The organism is Paracoccus sp. MC1862, from assembly GCF_016617715.1.
GTDB lineage: Bacteria > Pseudomonadota > Alphaproteobacteria > Rhodobacterales > Rhodobacteraceae > Paracoccus.
Window position 1 is genome coordinate 1051587 of the sequence record NZ_CP067225.1, and the last position, 18153, is coordinate 1069739.

General features: G+C 66.8%; 17 protein-coding genes, 1 tRNA gene and 1 pseudogene. 6 read left to right on the forward strand and 13 right to left on the reverse strand.

What is annotated here, in order from left to right:
* Positions 1–47 precede the first annotated feature (47 nt).
* Positions 48–710 carry a P63C domain-containing protein gene (locus JGR78_RS05275; protein WP_234450864.1) on the forward strand — a complete coding sequence of 221 codons (663 nt, stop codon included), beginning with the start codon at positions 48–50 and terminating at the stop codon, positions 708–710.
* 487 nt (positions 711–1197) lie between these two features.
* Here the strand turns inward: JGR78_RS05275 and JGR78_RS05280 are convergent, their stop codons facing one another.
* The gene (locus JGR78_RS05280; protein WP_182805928.1) at positions 1198–2046 is read right to left on the reverse strand and encodes a neutral zinc metallopeptidase; all 849 of its coding nucleotides are present in this window, start codon (positions 2044–2046) and stop codon (positions 1198–1200) included.
* 119 nt (positions 2047–2165) lie between these two features.
* Here JGR78_RS05280 and JGR78_RS05285 point away from each other — a divergent pair, with 119 nt between their 5' ends.
* From JGR78_RS05285 to gyrA, 3 genes are all read left to right on the forward strand, one after another.
* Complete coding sequence (locus JGR78_RS05285) at positions 2166–2762, forward strand: DedA family protein (RefSeq protein WP_182792450.1); 597 nt, start codon at positions 2166–2168, stop codon at positions 2760–2762.
* Between the two features lie 13 nt (positions 2763–2775).
* A complete protein-coding gene (locus JGR78_RS05290) occupies positions 2776–3255 on the forward strand; it encodes a disulfide bond formation protein B (RefSeq protein WP_182792449.1) in 480 nt (159 codons plus the stop codon).
* An 87-nt stretch (positions 3256–3342) separates the two neighbouring features.
* Positions 3343–6117 carry a DNA gyrase subunit A gene (gene gyrA, locus JGR78_RS05295; protein ID WP_182792448.1) on the forward strand — a complete coding sequence of 925 codons (2775 nt, stop codon included), beginning with the start codon at positions 3343–3345 and terminating at the stop codon, positions 6115–6117.
* 129 nt (positions 6118–6246) lie between these two features.
* On the opposite strand, the gene JGR78_RS05300 is transcribed toward gyrA, so the two are convergent.
* The 4 genes from JGR78_RS05300 to JGR78_RS05315 all read right to left on the reverse strand — a co-directional run bounded on the left by JGR78_RS05300 (position 6247) and on the right by JGR78_RS05315 (position 11879).
* The gene (locus JGR78_RS05300; protein ID WP_182792447.1) at positions 6247–8808 is read right to left on the reverse strand and encodes a mechanosensitive ion channel family protein; all 2562 of its coding nucleotides are present in this window, start codon (positions 8806–8808) and stop codon (positions 6247–6249) included.
* 5 nt (positions 8809–8813) lie between these two features.
* The gene (locus tag JGR78_RS05305; protein WP_182805925.1) at positions 8814–9845 is read right to left on the reverse strand and encodes a cysteine synthase A; all 1032 of its coding nucleotides are present in this window, start codon (positions 9843–9845) and stop codon (positions 8814–8816) included.
* Between the two features lie 72 nt (positions 9846–9917).
* A complete protein-coding gene (locus JGR78_RS05310; protein ID WP_200559448.1) occupies positions 9918–10358 on the reverse strand; it encodes an NUDIX domain-containing protein in 441 nt (146 codons plus the stop codon).
* A 621-nt stretch (positions 10359–10979) separates the two neighbouring features.
* Entirely contained in the window at positions 10980–11879 is a 900-nt protein-coding gene (locus tag JGR78_RS05315) for a hypothetical protein (RefSeq protein WP_182792445.1), read from the reverse strand.
* Positions 11880–11991: 112 nt separating this feature from the next.
* Between JGR78_RS05315 and JGR78_RS05320 the strand changes: the two genes are divergently transcribed.
* A tRNA-Ser gene (locus JGR78_RS05320) sits at positions 11992–12081 on the forward strand.
* A 394-nt stretch (positions 12082–12475) separates the two neighbouring features.
* On the opposite strand, the gene JGR78_RS18020 is transcribed toward JGR78_RS05320, so the two are convergent.
* Positions 12476–13072, reverse strand: a complete 597-nt coding sequence (locus JGR78_RS18020) for a hypothetical protein (RefSeq protein ID WP_234450865.1) — start codon at positions 13070–13072, stop codon at positions 12476–12478.
* A gap of 208 nt (positions 13073–13280) precedes the next feature.
* Between JGR78_RS18020 and JGR78_RS18385 the strand changes: the two genes are divergently transcribed.
* The gene (locus tag JGR78_RS18385; protein ID WP_255434978.1) at positions 13281–13415 is read left to right on the forward strand and encodes a hypothetical protein; all 135 of its coding nucleotides are present in this window, start codon (positions 13281–13283) and stop codon (positions 13413–13415) included.
* A gap of 142 nt (positions 13416–13557) precedes the next feature.
* Here the strand turns inward: JGR78_RS18385 and JGR78_RS05330 are convergent, their stop codons facing one another.
* The 7 genes and pseudogenes from JGR78_RS05330 to JGR78_RS05350 all read right to left on the reverse strand — a co-directional run bounded on the left by JGR78_RS05330 (position 13558) and on the right by JGR78_RS05350 (position 17900).
* On the reverse strand, positions 13558–14151 hold the full coding sequence (locus JGR78_RS05330) for a hypothetical protein (protein ID WP_182805921.1): 594 nt from the start codon (positions 14149–14151) through the stop codon (positions 13558–13560).
* Between the two features lie 41 nt (positions 14152–14192).
* Positions 14193–14792: an HK97 family phage prohead protease gene (locus JGR78_RS05335; protein ID WP_182805919.1), complete on the reverse strand. Its 600-nt coding sequence runs from the start codon at positions 14790–14792 to the stop codon at positions 14193–14195.
* Positions 14792–15160, reverse strand: a complete 369-nt coding sequence (locus tag JGR78_RS18565) for a hypothetical protein (RefSeq protein WP_370576483.1) — start codon at positions 15158–15160, stop codon at positions 14792–14794. Before JGR78_RS18565 ends, JGR78_RS05335 begins: the two co-directional genes overlap by 1 nt.
* 118 nt (positions 15161–15278) lie before the next feature.
* Positions 15279–15611, reverse strand: a pseudogene (locus JGR78_RS18570) (phage major capsid protein); the annotation flags it as partial.
* A gap of 9 nt (positions 15612–15620) precedes the next feature.
* Positions 15621–16031, reverse strand: a complete 411-nt coding sequence (locus tag JGR78_RS18575; protein WP_370576550.1) for a hypothetical protein — start codon at positions 16029–16031, stop codon at positions 15621–15623.
* Between the two features lie 4 nt (positions 16032–16035).
* Positions 16036–16368, reverse strand: coding sequence for an HNH endonuclease (locus JGR78_RS05345; protein WP_182793525.1), 333 nt, complete (start codon positions 16366–16368; stop codon positions 16036–16038).
* Entirely contained in the window at positions 16359–17900 is a 1542-nt protein-coding gene (locus JGR78_RS05350) for a terminase TerL endonuclease subunit (protein WP_182793524.1), read from the reverse strand. Before JGR78_RS05350 ends, JGR78_RS05345 begins: the two co-directional genes overlap by 10 nt.
* Between the last annotated feature and the right edge of the window lie 253 nt (positions 17901–18153).

The window sequence follows — 18153 nt, forward strand, 5'->3', positions numbered from 1 at the left end:
TTTTTCTGGCCTCAAAGAGCCTTTCTAACTATGTTTCCAAGGATTTGATGGATGGGCCCCTGAAGCCCATAAGCTACATCTCTGGCGACAGTGAAGTGATCGGTTATCAGGCCGAGGCGCTGCCTGAGATATGCAACATCTGGCTACAAGCGCGCCAAGATGGCGTGCTGAACGAGCAGCAGGCAGACAGGGCCCAAGCGGCCGAGATCGTCATGCGCGGCTTGGCCAACTTGGGCGTCATCGCGCTGATTGATGAAGCAACCGGCTATCAGGACACCCGGGACCGGGACGCACTTCAGGCCATCCTCGACAAGTATCTACAAAAAGAGTTCGCAGCTTGGGCAAAGCGATTTCCTGATGCTTTCTATCGCGAGATATTCCGGCTCCGAGGCTGGAGTTGGAATGCTATGTCAGTAGCACGTCCAGGCGTAGTCGGGCGCTACACCAACGATATCGTCTACGAAAGACTCGCACCCGGCATCCTTGAAGAACTTCAACGACTCAATCCTACGCACGAGGAAGGCGGCCGGGCCCGTAAGCACCATCAGTTTCTGACGGACGATATCGGCCACCCCGCACTTGCACAGCACCTACACGCCGTTATTGGTCTAATGCGCGCTTCAGCCACTTGGGAGCAATTCAAGTCACTACTGGATCGAGCCTTTCCGAAGAAAGGGACTCAGTTGCAACTGCTCCTTTCCGACGATTGAGAAGGGGCGGAACGAGAACGAGAAGGACTCGACTCTCGGCTGCGTCACCGAGTAATCTGCAGCGGACGGCTACTACTACCTCTCAGCACCGCAACCCCTGATACGGGCGGGGGCGCGCGGTGCGATCCCGGAGTGTCAGGCTCGTTCCTGGCGATCCGCTAAAGAGGTGGCTATGGTCACTTGCGCGTGGCCGAAACCGGTGAGTGTGTGCTCATATCTCCGGTTTCGGTTTGGACGATGGGAGCATGTTATTGCTCACTGTCGTTCTTATCCGTCTCGCTAAGGTCTTGGAGGACTAGAGACGCGTGAGAAGGTAGTAGCCGTCACCTTTCGATTCACCTTACGGCTCACTGAATCTGGTGTCCACTTGAACCGTTCTAGCCGTCATTCTGGCTAGCTAAGTATATAGACCCCTTTCAGAAGGCGGAGGTTATACCCGGTTTATCCTTGCGGATCATGCCTGTGGTTCCGACCACGAGGCACCTCGTCAAAGCCCGGCCTCGGCGAAGGTGTTGCAGTCGGCCATCTCGCCCGACTCCATGCCCCGGATCAGCCACCCGCTGCGCTCGGCCGCCGAGCCATGGGTGAAGCTGTCGGGCATGGGCGCGCGGCCCGCCTTTTCCATCAGGATGTCATCGCCCACGGCGCGGGCGGCGTTCACCGCCTCGTCGATGTCACCGCGCTGGACGCTGCCGAAACGCTCGCCCGCGTGACGCGCCCAGATGCCCGCAAAGCAGTCGGCCTGCAGTTCCGTCAGCACCGACAACTGGTTCGCATCCGCCTGCCCCACCCGCGCGCGCAGGCTGTTCACGCGCGGCAACACGCCGATCAGGTTCTGGACGTGGTGGCCGATCTCATGCGCGATCACATAGGCATAGGCGAAATCGCCCCCTGCGCCCATCTGCCGCTGCATGACCCGGAAGAAGTCGGTGTCCAGATAGACGCGCTGGTCGCCGGGGCAGTAGAACGGCCCCATCGCCGAGGACGCGCCGCCGCAGGCCGACTGCACCGTGCCGGAGAACATCACCAGCGTCGGGTCGCGGTAATCCAGCCCGGTCTGGCCGGGCAGGACGTCGCCCCAGATCTCCTCGGTATCGGCCAGCACGACCGAGACGAACTGCCCGATCTCGCCTTCCTCGGCGGTCAGTTGCCGCTCGGCGCCTGGGCGGCTTTCGCCCTGCATTCCCCCGACAAGGGGCGAGATGTCCACCCCGAAGAACAGGCCGACCGCCAGCACCACGAGCGTGCCGATCAGCCCCAGGCCGCCTGCGCTGGCGGTGCCCATGCCGCGCCGGTCCTCGATGTTGCCGCTGCCGCGGCGGCCTCTCCATTCCATGGCGCGCATCCTCAAGGCTTGTTGATCCAAGGGTTACGCAGGCTTGACGCACCGCGCAAGACTTGGAAAGGAAACGTCGTTACGGACGTCTGAACCGTGGCGAAGCGCGCGAGGGTCGGATGTTCGAGTGGGTTCTGTCGGTGATCGAGGGCTGGGGCTATCCCGGGGTCTTCTTCCTGATGCTGGCGGAGAACCTGTTCCCGCCGATCCCTTCCGAGGTCATCATGCCGCTGGCGGGCTATCTGGCGGCCGCGGGCAAGCTGTCCTTCCTGCCGACGGTGCTGGTCGGCACCTTGGGCTCGGTGATGGGCACGAGCTTCTGGTATTTCATCGGCCTGTGGATCGGCGCGCCGCGCCTGAAACGCTGGTCGGCGCGTTACGGCCGGCTGCTGACGCTGGCCCCTTCGGACATCGACCGGGCGCAGGCGTGGTTCGACCGCCACGGCGGCGCGGCGGTCCTGATCGGGCGGATGATCCCGGCGGTCCGCACGCTGATTTCCGTCCCGGCGGGCGTGGCGCGGATGCCCTTCGGCCGCTTCCTCGCCTTCACGGTCGCCGGCAGCCTTCTGTGGACGCTGGTGCTGACCGCCGCAGGGATGGCGCTGGAGGCCAACTATCACCGTGTCGCCGATTTTATCGACCCCTTGTCCAAGGTCGTCGTGGTGACGGTCGTGCTGGTCTATCTCTACCGCGTTGTCACCTGGCGACCACATTGACGGGGGCGGGCGGATGATGCGCCTTTCCCCCCGCGCCCTCGCCCTGCTGGCCGGCGGCGGCTCGGCTGCCATGCTGGCCGCCGCCCTGTTCTTCCAGAGCATCGGCTATGCCCCCTGCGAGTTGTGCATCCTGCAACGCTGGCCGCATCTTGCGGCGGCCGTAATCGCCGTGGCCATCGCCGCGACGGGGTTCCGACGGGCCTGGGCCGCCCTCGGGCTGGTCGCGGCGGTTCTGGCGACAGCTTTCGCCATCCACCACGTCGGCGTGGAACAGGCATGGTGGGCGGGTCCGTCCGCCTGTTCAGGGGGCTTGGGCGATCTGTCGGCGGTCACTCCGCAGGAGCTGCTGGCCCGCATCCAGGGCGCGCCCGTGGTCCGCTGCGACGAGCCGAACTGGCATTTCCTCGGCCTGACCATGGCGGCCTGGAACGCCATCCTGTCTGCCGTTCTGGTGGTGGTCTGGGCGATGGCGCTTCGCCGCTCAAACCGCTGAAATCTCGCCGTTTCGAAGGGCTGAAGCGTTGAAACAAGGGGCGGTGGATGTTACATCCACAAGCAACGAGACATTGAGGCGAACCCCTTGGCCGACACCCCCGAAGACGACCTTCCGACCGACGACGATGCCGAGGGCTCCGAGACGCCTGCGCGCGCCGTGATGTTCCACGACGGCCCGACCATCGACATTGCGACCGAGATGCGGACGGCCTATCTCGATTACGCCATGTCGGTCATCGTCAGCCGTGCGATCCCCGACCTGCGCGACGGGCTGAAGCCGGTCCACCGTCGCATCCTCTTCGCGATGGACGAGACGAACAACACATTCGACAAGCCTTATCGCAAGTCGGCCCGGCCCGTGGGTGACGTGATGGGGAAATACCACCCGCATGGCGACGCCTCGATCTATGACGCGCTGGTGCGGATGGCGCAGGACTTTTCCATGTCCCTGCCGCTGCTGGACGGCCAGGGCAACTTCGGGTCCATGGACGGCGACCCGCCGGCGGCGATGCGCTATACCGAGGCGCGTCTGGCCAAGGCGTCCAACTGGCTGCTGATGGACATCGACAAGGAAACCGTCGATTTTCAGGACAACTACGACGGCAAGGACCGTGAACCCACCGTCCTGCCCGCGCGTTTTCCCAACATGCTGGTCAATGGCGCGGGCGGCATCGCCGTCGGCATGGCGACCAACATCCCGCCCCACAACCTGGGCGAGGTGATCGACGCCACCCTTGCGCTGATCGAAAACCCAGACCTGCCGACCGAGCGGCTGATGGAGATCGTGCCCGGTCCTGACTTTCCCACCGGCGGCGTGATCCTCGGTCGTTCCGGCATCCGCAAGGCCTATCTGGAAGGCCGCGGGTCCATCATCCTGCGCGCCCGCACCCGGATCGAGACCGTGCGGGCGGGGCGCGAGGCGATCATCCTCGACGACGTGCCCTATCAGGTGAACAAGTCCACGCTGATCGAGCGCATCGCCGATCTGGCCAAGGAAAAGAAGATCGAGGGAATCGCCCTTGTCCAGGACGAATCCGACCGTCAGGGCGTCCGCGTCGTCATCGAACTCAAGCGCGATGCCACGGCCGAGGTCGTGCTGAACCAATTGTTCCGCTTCACCCCGATGCAATCGACCTTCGGCGCCAACATGCTGGCGCTGAACGGCGGCCGGCCGGAACAACTGACCCTGCGCGACTTCCTGACTTATTTCCTGTCCTTCCGCGAGGAGGTCGTCGCCCGCCGCACGGCGTTTGAACTGCGGAAGGCGCGGGAACGCAGCCATATCCTCTGCGGTCTGGCGGTCGCCGTGTCGAACGTGGACGAGGTCGTGGCGACGATCCGCGGCTCGAAGGACGCGGCCGAGGCCCGCGACCGGCTGATGGAACGGCGCTGGCCAGCGCATGAGATCCTCGAATACCTGCGGCTGATCGACGATCCGCTGCATCCGGTGAACGAGGACGGCACCTACAACCTGTCCGACACGCAGGCCCGCGCGATCCTTGATCTGCGGCTGCAGCGGCTGACCCAGCTTGGGGTGCAGGAGGTCACGAACGAACTCAAGGCGCTGGCCGATGCGATCCGCGACTATCTGGCGATCCTCGCCAGCCGCCAGCGGGTGCTGGGCATCATCAGCGACGAGCTGCGCGAGGTGCGCGAGCTGTTCGCGGTCCCCCGCCGGACCGAGATCGTCGAATGGGCGGGCGATCTGGAAGATGAGGACCTGATCGAGCGCGAGGACATGGTCGTCACCATCACCTCGGGCGGCTATGTCAAGCGCACGGCGCTGACCGAGTTCCGCAGCCAGCGGCGCGGCGGCAAGGGCCTGTCCTCGATGGGGACCAAGGAAGACGACGTGGTGACGACCCTGTTCGTGGCGAACACGCATACGGAACTGCTGTTCTTCACCACCCAGGGGATGGTCTATCGGCTGAAGACTTGGCGGCTGCCCTTGGGCGGGCGAACCGCGCGGGGCAAGGCGCTGGTCAACATCCTGCCGATCGACGGCGGCACCTCGATTGCGGCGCTGATGCCGGTGGACGTGCCCGAGAAGGAATGGGACTCACTGCAGGTGATCTTCGCCACCTCGGACGGCGACGTGCGCCGCAACGCGCTGTCGGATTTCACCAACATCATGCGCAACGGCAAGATCGCGATGAAGCTGCCCGAGGGCGTCAGCCTCGTGAACGTCCGCATCGCGGACGAGGATGACGACGTGATGCTGGTCACGGCCATGGGCCGGGCGATCCGCTTCCCGACCACGGACGTCCGCATCTTCAAGGGCCGCGATTCGACCGGCGTGCGCGGCATCCGGCTGGCGACGGGCGACCGCGTGGTGTCCATGTCGATCATCCGCCACTTCGAGGCTTCACCCGAGGAACGCGCGGCCTATATCAAGATGCGCCGCGCCGTCGAGGGCGCGCTGGACGACGGGGCCGAGCCGGACGAGGACGAGAGCGTGGCCGAGGCCGCGCTGTCATCCGAACGCTATGCCGAGATGAGCGCACATGAGGACCTGATCCTGACCATCACCGCGCGCGGCTACGGCAAGCTGTCCTCGGCGCATGACTATCCGGTGAGGGGCCGCGGCGGCCAGGGCGTGATGGCGATGGACCGGGCCATGCGTGGCGGGCCGCTGGTGGCAAGCTTCCCGGTGGAACTGGACGACCAGATCATGCTGGCAACCTCGACCGGGCAGTCGATCCGGGTGCCGGTCGAGGGGATCAGCTTCCGTTCCCGTTCCGCCGGCGGCGTGCGCGTCCTGAACGCAGCCGAGGGCGAAGAGGTGGTGACCGTCGCGCGTGTCGCCGATCAGGGTGACGAGAATGGAGGGCCGGAAATCGAGACCGAAGCCGAAGCCTGAGGCCTCCCCCCATGAGGAAACGCCGCGCTTGCTGAAAGCGCGGCGTTTTCCTTTTGGAAAGCGGCCGTCCAGCCCGCTGGTCTCGTATCCGTCTCCGCGGCCAGCCCAAGGGCGCCGGAGACGGAACGTTTACCGCTGATCCGGCCCGCTGCTGTCGCCTGCATCCTCCATCCCGCCGGACGAGGCGCTGGCGATGCGGGGATCAAGGCCCTCGGAACCGCCGCCGGCATTCAGGCGGTCCGGGTGGCTGATCGCGGCGGTTCTCAGCAGGCCCTGCTCGTCCGCAGGCTCCTCGGCGGCGTCGAGGCTCTTGCCCGTGATGGCGACGGCCTGGGACAGGACCGCGCCTTCCTCGTTGTAGAAGTCGCGCACGGTGAAGGGGATGGCGATGCATTCGGCACGGAAGCGTTCCACGATCTGGTGGCGGATCTCGGTGGAAACGCCCATGCCCTGGTTGATGTCCGAGATGATGGCCCGGATCTCGAAGGTCATGCCCTCGTTGGCGAAGCCGGTGAACAGGACCGAGGGCGCGGGGTTGATCAGGACGGTGGGCTGGTCCTCGGCGATCTCCATCAGGATCTTCGACACCCGGCGGGTGTCGGCCCCGTAAGCCACGTTCACCGCGACGATGATGCGGCCCTGCAGGTTGCCGCGCGTCCAGTTGGTGACCTCTTTCGAGATGAGGTCCGAGTTCGGCACCACGATGTCGGTGCGGTCGAAGGTCTGGATGCGGGTCGAGCGGACCGAGATCCGCCGCACATAGCCCTGCGAGGCGCCGACCTGGATCCAGTCGCCCACCGCCACGGGGCGTTCCACCAGCAGGATGATGCCCGAAACGAAGTTCGACACGATGTTCTGCAGGCCGAAGCCGATGCCGACCGACAGGGCACCGGCGACGATGGCGAAGCTGGACATGTCGATGCCGGCCGCGCTGATCGCGATCAGGGCGGCCAGCACGATCCCCACATAGCCCAGTCCCGACACGGCCGCGTTCTTCGCGCCCTCGTCCAGCCGCGTGCGCGGCAGGATCGAGGTGCGGACCACGCCCTGCACGACCCCGGTCAGCATGTAGCCCAAGCCGAAGACGAGGATGAAGGTGAGGATCGCGCCTGGCGACAGCCGCACCCCGCCCAGCGAGATGCCCTGCCGCAATTGCGTCCAGAACTCTCCCAGTTCGGTGCTGCGCGCGCCCCAGATCAGCGCCAGGACCGGAAGCGACAGCAGCACCAGCCCGTAGCCGATCAGCACCGGCGTCAGGTCGTTTCGCGAGCCGTCCCGGTTGCGGCGGACAAGAACCCAGAGGTCGGTTGCAAAATCCTGCAGCAGGATCACCAGCGTGACCAGCCCGACCGTCATCGCCATCGGCCACAGAAGCGCGTTGGACATGGTGACAAGGCCGGCCAGCAGCGCCAGCGGCGCCACAACGGCGGCAAGCCGCGCCAGATTGCCGAGGACGGCGATAATCCGGTTGCGGTAGCCGGGCGTGCCCGGCACCGTATAGGCGTTCGCCCTGTGCAGGATATGGCCCAGCCGATAAAGCGCCAGCGCCCCTAGAAGAAGGAGCGGCAGGTACCAGACGGCTGCGGCGGCCTCGCTGAACTCCATCGGGATGCGACGGCTCGCGGCGCCGGATCTCAGGCCCGACAGCGGCAGCAGCGCCTGCGCGACGACGTGATGCAGCCCCGCGGCGATGGCAAGCAGCGTGGTCAGGACCCTTGCCTGCTGCCGTTTTTCGACCGGGTAGCAGATCGGCGGGTCGGTTTTCAGCGGGAAGAATTGCCGCCCCAGCCAGCGTCCGGCAAAGACGATCAGCGCGGCCGTGGGCAGCGCCGTCAGGATCGGCCGCCCCCAGGGGCCGACAAGGCCCGTCGTGTCCACGGCGCGGATCAGCAGATAGGCGCCGACCGTGGGGATCGCGATCTGGCCCAGCGAGACGACGAATACCACCGCGTCGCGGGCATAGTCGCTGGCCCGCGACGACAGCCGCAAGGGCAGCCGGTCCACCCAGCGCCGCCCGAAGATCAGCAGTCCCAGCGCCGCCAGCAGGTAAAGGCCGACCAGCGGCAACCGCCGGACCACCGCCTCGCCGGCGGCGCCATAGGTGCGGTCGCGCACGTCCTGAACGATGCCGCGGACGACCTGCATCCCCTCGTTCGCAGCCGCCGCCCAGCTTCCCGGCAGCAGCGGCGAGGGGCTGAGCCGCAGCAGCGCGTTGGTCTGCCGCTTCCGCGCCTCTTCGTCGATGGCGCGGACAAGACTGTCGGCGCGGCTGTAGGCTTCCAAGGCGCGCTGGCCCGGCGCCTGCAACCCGGAAAGCTGCGCGTTCAGTTCCTGGCGGCGGGCGGCGATGTCCTCGGCCTCGGTCTCGCCCTCGGCCGGCGCGGGGCCGAGGGCGGCGATCTGTTCGCGCAGGGTGGCGATGCGGGGGGCGTTGATCGACTGCGCCTGAGAAAAGCGGTCGCGCCAGCCGACGACCTCGGCCCGCAGGGTGGCAAGGCCGTCGGCCGTGGCCTCGGGCGTCTCGACAAGCTGCTCGCTGCGGTTCGCCAGCCGGTCCCAAGCGGCATAGTCGGGCTCCTCGGCCCCCTGCGCCATGGCGCCCGCGGCCAGCGCCAGCCACAGCACGGCGGCCAGCATTGCCGCAAACGCCGCCAGCCGCCGGGGCGCGGCGGGACGCAGGCCATCGCGCATCGCGGTCAAACCTCGATCACGTCCGGCAGGTCGGATGCGCCGCGTTCCAGCCAATGCGGGACCGGCAGGCCCTTGCCGCGCAGGAAGATGGGGTTCCACAGCTTGGTCTGGTAGCGCGTCCCCACGTCGCAGAGGATGGTGACGATGGTCTTGCCCGGTCCCATCTCGCGCGCCATGCGGATCGCGCCCGCGACGTTGATCCCGGACGAGCCGCCAAGGCACAGGCCCTCATGCTCCAGCAGGTCGTAAAGGACCGGCAGCGCCTCGGTATCCGGCACGCGGCAGTTGAAGTCGGTGGTGATGCCTTCGAGGTTGGCGGTGATCCGCCCCTGCCCGATCCCTTCGGTGATCGAGTTTCCGGGCGCGCTCAGCTCGCCATCGGTATACCAGGAATAAAGAGCCGAGCCTTCGGGGTCGGCAAGGCCGATCTTCACGCCCTTGTCCTGCAGCGCCATCGCCACCCCCGCCAGGGTCCCGCCCGAGCCGACCGAGCAGATGAAGCCGTCCACCTTGCCCTGCGTTTGTTCCCAGATTTCGGGCGCGGTGGTTTCCAGATGCGCCTGACGGTTCGCGGTGTTGTCGAACTGGTTGGCCCAGACCGCCCCACCCGGCAGCGTCTTGGCCAGCGCCTCGGCCAGCCGTCCCGAATAGCGGACGTAGTTGTTGGGGTCCTTGTAGGGCACCGCCGGAACCTCGACCAGCTCGGCGCCGGCCAGCCGCAGCATGTCCTTCTTTTCCTGACTCTGCGTTTCGGGAATCACGATCACCGACCTGAAGCCCATCGACGCGCCGACCAGCGCCAGCCCGATGCCGGTGTTGCCCGCCGTCCCTTCCACCACCGTGCCGCCGGGACGCAACTCGCCCTTCGCCACCGCGTCCTGGATGATATACAGCGCCGCGCGGTCCTTGACCGACTGGCCGGGATTCATGAACTCGGCCTTGCCCCAGATCTCGCAGCCGGTTTCCTCTGACGCGCGATTCAGACGGATCAGGGGGGTATGGCCGATCGTGGCGGCCAGGTCGGGACAGTTGCGCATGAACGGGGCCTTTCCTTGTCGCGCCCGTTAAACCAGCAGCAACCGGGGCGGGCAACCCGGCTCGCGCAGGGTTCAGCCGGGCGCGGGCCCCTGCCGCAACTCGTCCGCCCGGCGGTCGAGCCAGAGCGCGAGGATCAGCAGCGGCCCGCTGACGATCCGCCCGTCGAGGGCCATCCGCATGAACTCGTCGCGGGGGATCACATGGCCGCGGATGTCCTCGCCTTCCGATGGCAGGCCCGAGACGGTGGCCGCGTCATCCGGCAGCTCGGCAATGCCGATGAAGCCATAGATGAACTCGGCCGCGACACCCGGCGAGGGATAGAAGGCAGGCGCCGGGATCAGCCTTTCAAGCGTCAGTCCGGCCTCTTCCACGGCCTCGCGCAGCGCGGTGGATTCGGGCGTTTCGCCGGCATCGATGCGCCCCGCGACGGGTTCGTAGATCCAGGGCTGGCCGTCGCCGCGCGCCGCCGGACCGGCCCTGAACTGGTCCACCACCAGCACGCGGTCGCGCATGGGGTCCCACGGCATCGCCCGACACGAACACTGCGCGCTCCAGCGGGTCGGACCAGCCGCCGCGATGCAGCCGATGCGTCAGCCGCAGCGATTCGACCAAGAAATACCTGCCATAAGGCTCGCTGCGGGATTGGATCCGCAGCCGGTCGTCGCCCTTGGGGCCGGGGGGCAGCGCAGCCCCCCGCTCGGCCGCCGCTCGCAAGCGCGAGGCGGCCCACAAGGCGATCATCGGCAACCGCGCCCGGATCTCTGCTGCAGGCTGGCCCGGGTCCCGCGCCAGCAGATCGGCCGCGACCTGCACGGCGAGTTCGGCGCGAAAGGCGCCGTCATCCGCCCGCACCCCCGCAGCCGCGCCGATTACCCTGCCTTCGGGCGCGTCGATCCCCTGCAGGTCCATGATCTCGGCATAGCGGTCAAGCTGCGGCGTCGGCCGGACAGGCTGCGCAGACATCCTGCCATCGGCTCCCCTGTCCCAACCCGGCCAGCCGTCCGGCGCGATGCCCGCGCGCGCCCCGCCTGTCAGCCTGCCCGTCAGCATCACGGGCGCGCCGTCAGGCGCCAGCCTCAGCGCCGTCATCATCCGCGGATCGGCCAGCGGCCCCACCAGAAGCAGCCGTCCGCTCACAGCCGCTCGCCCATCTGGCGCAGGCCCGAGGCGCGGCCCAGGTCGCGCGCGATCTCGGCAAAGGTGGCGCTAGCCGCCTCGTTGAGGATTATGCTGAGACGGCGGTTGCCGGGCGATCCCGCCGCCCGGATCAGCACCGCCATCTCGGCATCCGACAAGGGCGCACTGGCCATGAAGACCAGCGCCTCGATCCAGCCGGTCTGGTCGGCGCGAATCTCGGCTTCCTGCGCCCATGCATCCTCGATGATCGAAGGATCGACGTTGTCCGCCGCCTCCTGTGCACCGCGCAGGGTCGACAGCGCGATGTTCAGCGAGGCTGCTACGGCAGGCTCCACCAGATCGGCGGCCTCGATCAGGGCACGGACCTGGGCGGTACGCGGATGGTTGCGGGCCGCGGCGCCGGCAAAGGCATCCCGGGCGGTCGCCTCGATATCGGGCGCAGAGATCGCCCGCCGCGCGCCGATTTCCAGCAGGATGACGCGGCGGCCGAAGCCACTTTCCCAGAAGCCCAGGGCCTCGGCGACGGCGGCACGCTCGGCCGGGTCCCGCAGTTCCGCGACGCCGCTGGCGATGCCTTCCCGCATACGGTTCCTAATGCGGGACGGCGGCGCGATGCGGTTCACAATGGCGGCCCATCCCTCGTCCAGGCCGCTCCCCGGCCCGGCGTCCGGCTGGAAGGGATCGCCTGCCCCGGCGATTTCCGCCGCCAGCACGTCGGCCAGCAGGTCCACCTGCATCGCCGCCGAGATTCGCGCCGCATTCACCGGCTGGAAGGCCGGGGGCGGACCGAGTTCGACGCCGGGCCGCGGCTGCGCCAGGACAGGCAGCGGCGCGGCGATGCCGAGGCAGGCGGCCAGGACAAGGCCGGTCAGGACGAAGGATGCGGATCGGATCATCGCTGCTGGTTCCCTGACGCGGCCGCTTGGCCCGAGGCATGGATTTTTCCGCGAAAGCCCTTGCGCTTCAACCCCTGCCCGTCTAAATGCCGCCCTCACCACACCAAAGCGCGGAGAGGTGCCGGAGTGGTCGAACGGGGCGGTCTCGAAAACCGTTGAGCCTTCACGGGTTCCGTGGGTTCGAATCCCACCCTCTCCGCCATTCTTTCTTTTAGTGTTTTGATTTTTCTGCTAAAAATAAAACGCTGTTGCAAGCACCCATCAACAAACCTGCATAGTGCAAAATGATGGGGCCGAGGGTCCGACTCCCCCGGTCCCCGACGCCGCGCCGGGGGAGAACACCCAGGCGCGTCCTGTCGGCGTTTGCCCACTGTCCGACTAACGGGGACGCTTTGGGCTGATACCCAGGGCCCGAGGCGCGTCCAGCCTCAACCAAGATCATTCGCCAAGCGCATCAGCAGCACGTCAGCGGGGCGGGCGTCTGCACATAGCGTCACCCCGCTGTGCGCGTCACTTGCCGCGATGCTCGCGCGTTGACTTGTATGGACAGCGCGAACGCGAAGACGCGCTGGAGCGCGAGAAAAACGCGGTTAGCGTCAAGCGGCCCCATCGTTTGGCCCCCAATTCACTTGCGTGAGCGCTGCGCCCAACTCCTGCGGCGAAAGGCCCGCTTTCTTGCCCCGCGCCATTGCGTCCACGATGGCCCCGAGCGCCCGCGCCCTGCCGCCCACGTCAAAGGCCTGCACGGGGCGGAGCGTGTCAATCATCACCGGCACGCCGAGCTTCTCGGTCACTTCCTCGCCGAGCAGCTCGGCGAGGGGCTGCAACGTCCACTGGCACAGATGGCGCTGCGCTTCGCGCACCAGCGTCCCTTGCGCCGCGTCCACAAAGAGCGCCGGCAGGACGCCGAAGGCCGTCAGCGCGCCCGCGCGGGCCGCTTGCAGCGATTCCAGCGGCATCATGCCCTGAATGTCGGGCATCATGCTGGCGGGATTCCAGTTCTGCGCGGGGGCTGGCCCGCCCGCTGCCGTCACGTTCACGGATTCGCGGAGCAGGACGCGCCCTCGCCGCCCTGTGAAGCTGCGGGACAGCGCGGCCATGTCATTCTCGCCGCTTTCGGGGAAGGGCACGATTTGCGAGCCGATGGGCGCGTCCCGATAGACTTCCGCCAGCGCACCTTCGACCGCCTGCAACACCCCTGCCGACAGGCTCGCCCTGTGGAGCGAGGGCGATCCCGCCCAGGGCGTTACGGGGCTGCTTCCGACCGCGACGTGCAAGACCTCGCCTGCCAGCACCGTCTCCGAGCGCCCGCCGCCCGCCTCGCTGATGGTGACGCGATAGGCGCGGGGCGCCGTCGCGGGTGGACAAGTCCCAATCGCTGACCGGCAACAGCCGATCCTCGTGGATCAGGAACATGGCTTCGCCCCGCAACGCGACGGCGCGGGCGAACATGGCCAGTGTCTTGCGCGTGAGCAGTCGGGTGCCCTCCACGTCGGCAAGCGCGAAGGCCCCTTCCACAGGCTGACGCAGCTTTGAACGGTCGAGGTCAGTTCCGCGACCCGCGACGTGCCCGCCAGCCATTCGGCCCGTGCGGCGATCAGATCGGCCGTGTAGCCCATCGCCGCAGCCCGCTTCTCGATCACGGGTTCGCGGCGTTTGAACAGATCAAGGATGCCCATCAGTTCGCCCTCCGATGCGGGCGGAGCAGATCGGCCGCGCCCGAGTTTTGCAGCGCCTTGGCGATGCAATCGGCCGGGCGCGTATAGCTTTCCTGCGTCTTGTGGCCGGGGGCCGTTTCGCCGTCCTTCATCTCGGGCGTGACGATCCAGCGCATGGACGTGGCCCAGAAGTCGGAGTCTTGCGCGTCGATTTGCTGCATCAGGTAGTTCGTCAGCCGCGCCGCAGCCTTGATGACCGCAGGCGGAGCCGGATTGTCAGCCCCGACGAGGGCCGTGATCCTGTGAGCATCGCCGCGCAGCACGATCCCGCCCCAAGGCGAGAGGTCCACAACACGCGAAGCCCAATCGCTCGACCAATGCTCGACCTTGGTAATCGTCGCGGGCCAGAGCGGCGGCGTCCAAATCCCGTCGCCCTGCACCAGCCATGTCACTTCGCGGGGCGTCCGGCGATGGGCGCAATAGCTTTTGATCCGCTGCCAGACCCACGATTGATCCCCAATGGCGACCGGCTGGCCGTTGGAATCATGGACTTGGATCAGCGCGGTTTCGGGAATGACGGGCCAGCTTTCGGGAAGGGCCTCAATCGTCCGCATTGTTTCAGCCACTTACGCCCTTCAACAGTTCAGGCTGCGGTTCAGACCCACACGGGGCGGCTCGGGCAATAGCAGCCGCCATCCGTAGGCGTCCAGTTCCGCGCCTCACTCTGGGTTTCGGGATAAGCCGGGCGCGTGACCACGCTCATTTCGTAAAGCAGCGCCGCAAAGATCGTCCGAATGATCGCCGTGCCGAGCGAGGGGTCTTCTTCCTCGACCTTTTCCGCATCCGGCACCGCGCGTTCGGGTAGAATTCGAAAGCCCGGCGAAAGCCCGGCGATCAACCCCGCGAACAGCACGGCAAGGAAAACCTTGACCCACGACACTTCCTGCATTTCTGGGGTAATGTCGGCTTCCATCGTCAGCGCGTCGTCGGCGTCTTTCAGCCGCAGCGTGCCCGCCGATTTGCTGGCGAGCGGCTGGCCGTAATCATGGCCGACCAGCAAATGAATATCCTCCTTCGGATCTTTCACCCGATACTCGAACGCCCGCGAAGCGATGACCTCCTTGCGGGGACGCCCGGTGCGGCCACCGTCCGTCAGGACGGCAGCCTTGTTGTAGGGAAAGCGGCCATGAAGCGCGAAGGCGCCGGATGCCCGCTTGCGGACTTCAAGCCCGCCCTCGTGACCGCCCCAGAGCATCACGCACCCATCAGCCCGGTCAGGATCGCCAGTTGCGACCCCCGCGCCACGGTCACGTCGGCGGTCAGCAGCGCGGTCAGCCGCAGGGTGCCCGATTGCGCGTCCGAGTAGGGATCGCTGATCAGGTCCATGCCGCCCCAGATGCCGACATAGAACGGCGCGATGCCGCCCGTGTTGGTCGTCAGGACTGCGGCACCCTCGGGCAGCGTCGGGGCCAGCGCGATTTGGCTGGCCGGGATGTGCTTCACCAGCCGGTCCCATTGCGACACGGCGGTGCCCGCAATCAGCGCGTCGTTCAGCTCCGCCCAGATTTCCGGGTTGAAGCCCATGCGGATGTCGCCCGGCGACTTGACGAAGTTCCCGTCCATGAGCGCGACACGACGCCGCCCGGAACGCGGCCCAGCTCGCGCCCGCGCCCATAGGAGTGACGGGGATGCCGTAGCTGCCCGACCCCGGCAGGATGCCGAGGGGCTGGCCGTTCGCGCCGCTGCCCATCAGGATTGCCCGGTCAAGTTCGGTCTGCACCGCTGCGTTCATGTCGCGCCGGATCGCCTGTTCCAGCCCGTCGCCCGCCTGCTTCAGCGCCTTGCGGGTGATCCGCATGTGGACGCCGAGCGTATGGTCGGGTTCCAGCATCCGCTCCGCGAAGTCGAAGGGCTGCGGCCCCGGCACGTTCGCGCCTTCGGTCGGTGCCCAGCCCGCAATCGCGCCCGCCGTGGCGACCGGGATGGCGACCGCGCCTTGCGTGATGTTGATGACCTCGCCGCCCAGACGGGACGCGACCGACGCCGGGAAGATACGGTCGATCAGCGGGCGGATGGTGACGGGCTACGGCACGTCGCCGCTCGTCGTGGTGCCCGCGACCAACTCCCGCTGTTCCAGCGCGGCCAGCGGCACGGGGATGCCCCGGTAGCCGCCGTGCGAGCGCATCTCCTGCACGATCTCGGCCGTCTGCCCGGAAAGGCTGCGGCCTTCTTCCAGCGCCGCGACGACCTGCCGAAGCTCGAAGCCCGCGACCATATCAGCCCATTCGCGCCCCGAGCGCGTTTCCAGTTCGTCGCCCGCATTGCGGCGCTCGGTGTCTTCGGCGATCAGCGCCGCACGGTAGCGCGTTTCATTCGACCGATATTCGGCATCGAGCGCCTCCATCGAACGGATTTCTTCATCGGAGGGGTTTTCCTTTCCGACGATCCCGGCCAGTTGTTGGCGGATTTCCGATTGCCGCCGCGCGATCTTCACACTGTCAAGCATTCCTGTCTCCTGTGTTATGCTTCGCCGGCATCATATCCCGCACGGCAGATTTCCACGCCCCACGGGCGGGATTGGGTGTGCCCATGCCGACCTCAATCCGCGTCATGCGCGAATGGCAGGCCGAGCAGAGCGTTTGCAGATTGGTCAGATCAAAAGCCCTTTCGGGCGCATTCCTAACCGGGCGGATATGATCGACCTCCAGCCGATCCACGGACCCGCAAGAAACGCATTTCCATTCGTCGCGGCGTTTCGCCAGCAGCCGAACGGCTTTCCAGCGTTCGGTTCGCAGAATGGCGCGCGAATAGCGGGGATGCGTCACGCCCATGTCGCGGCGCTCGCATTGCGAGAAGGACGCCCCATGCACCGCGCGCCCTCGGCGACGGCAAGCACGGTCGCGGCAACGGCGTCGATGCGCCCCGTGGACCGGGCTTTCGCCAGCTTCAGGTTGTTCGCAGGATCACGCAGCACCACGGCATCAGCGAAAGCCGAGCGCAGCAGCAGCGACGGGCGCGACTTGACCTTTCCATCGTAGGCCGCGCGGCGGAAGCGTTCGCAATCCTCGCCGCCGTCGCGGAAGCCCTGACCACGCCAGACGACCGGGAAGCGGACCCCGGCGCGGTCCAGCGCCTCGGCGAGTTCCGATTGCTTGTAACGGTCGGCGGTCAGGGCGGAGACGTTCTCGCCCTCGACCTGACCCATGATCTCCTTGAGCCACAGGGCGACGGGCACGGTCTTGTCGCCCATCGTGTTCAACTCGCCCCGGTTCTCCATCTCGATGTATCGGCCCGACACGCCGTTGGCAGCGCCGCGATCCGCAAGGCCGGGATTGCAGGGAAAAGTGACGAGGGCTTCCAGCCGCCCGGTGGCAGGCCAGTAATAGGCCGCAGCCGACATGGACGCGGAGCCGCCAAGGTCGATCCCGACGATGCACTCCCCCGAACGCGGCGGCAGGTCCGCCGCTTCGCAGTTCAGCCATTCGTCGGCGGTCAGCAGCACGTCCCGCGCCTCGCCGCTGACCCGCTCATTGCGGTTGTAGAGGCGGAAGCTCGTGAGCGTGGACCCGCCCCGCGCGTTCGCCCGCCGCGCCTGCCCTTGCAGCCATTCAAGGCTCGACCCGATGCCGTGGTCCGCGCCGGGGTTGGCGACCTCCAGCGATGGCAGATCGTCCACATGGAGGCTTGGCGGGGGCCGGTGTTCCTGGATGTAAACGCCGGGCTGCGGGTTATCGAGCCATTGGCTGAAGGTGTGGGTGTCGGTGCTGGCTGAGGTCGAGATGAGCAGGCCCTTGCCGCCCCGCTTGCCCAGACCGGACAGCAGCGCGTGTTCCAGATCATCGCCCTTGTCGAGCGGCCAATGCCCGCGCTCGTCCATCAGAACCAGCGTCGGGACCGAGCCAAGCGCCGTCTTGCCGTCCGCGCTGATGGCGCGAAGGATGTGCGGCCCGCCTTCGCCCTTGTATTCGATCTCAAGGCGCGGGGCGCAGCGGAACTGGAGCTGGGCCCGTTCTTCCTCGGGCAGCGATTGCGCGAACCCTGCGACGAAGTTCCACGCAATAGCGGCCTGATCCCGGCTGCGGGCGGCGAGCAGGATGTCCCGGCGGGGCTGCTTGTCCCACACCCCCATCAGCGAGCCGCGGGCGATCCCCGCCGATAGCGCGGTCTTGGCGTTGCCGCGTCCGATGGACAGGCAGGCCACGTTGATCTCCGCCGCCAATACGCCGTTCACAAACTGCTCCTGAAACGGAACCAGCGTCAGCGGTTGACCGGCCTTCGGGCCTTCAGGGATTTGCAGCGTCTTTAAGAACCGCGTGGCAAGCTGCGCGTCGGTTCCGGTCAGCCAAGGAGGGGTGAAGCTCATGCCAGCAGCCCCCCCCAGCCGCGACGGGCGAGAGGCGAGATAACTCCCCCCGCGTGTGCCGTCCCCCCAAAGAACTAGGCGTTGGCCCCATTTCCCATTCTCATGTTGATCTCGTATTCCGCCAATCCCATTAGCCGGAACTTACGAAAAACATGAATAGAAACGCGCGTTAATTCACCCCTAATTCGATGAATTCCAAAAGGGCAACGGGGTCAATGCTGCAGTGGATTCAAATCCTTTCAATCTAAAAGAT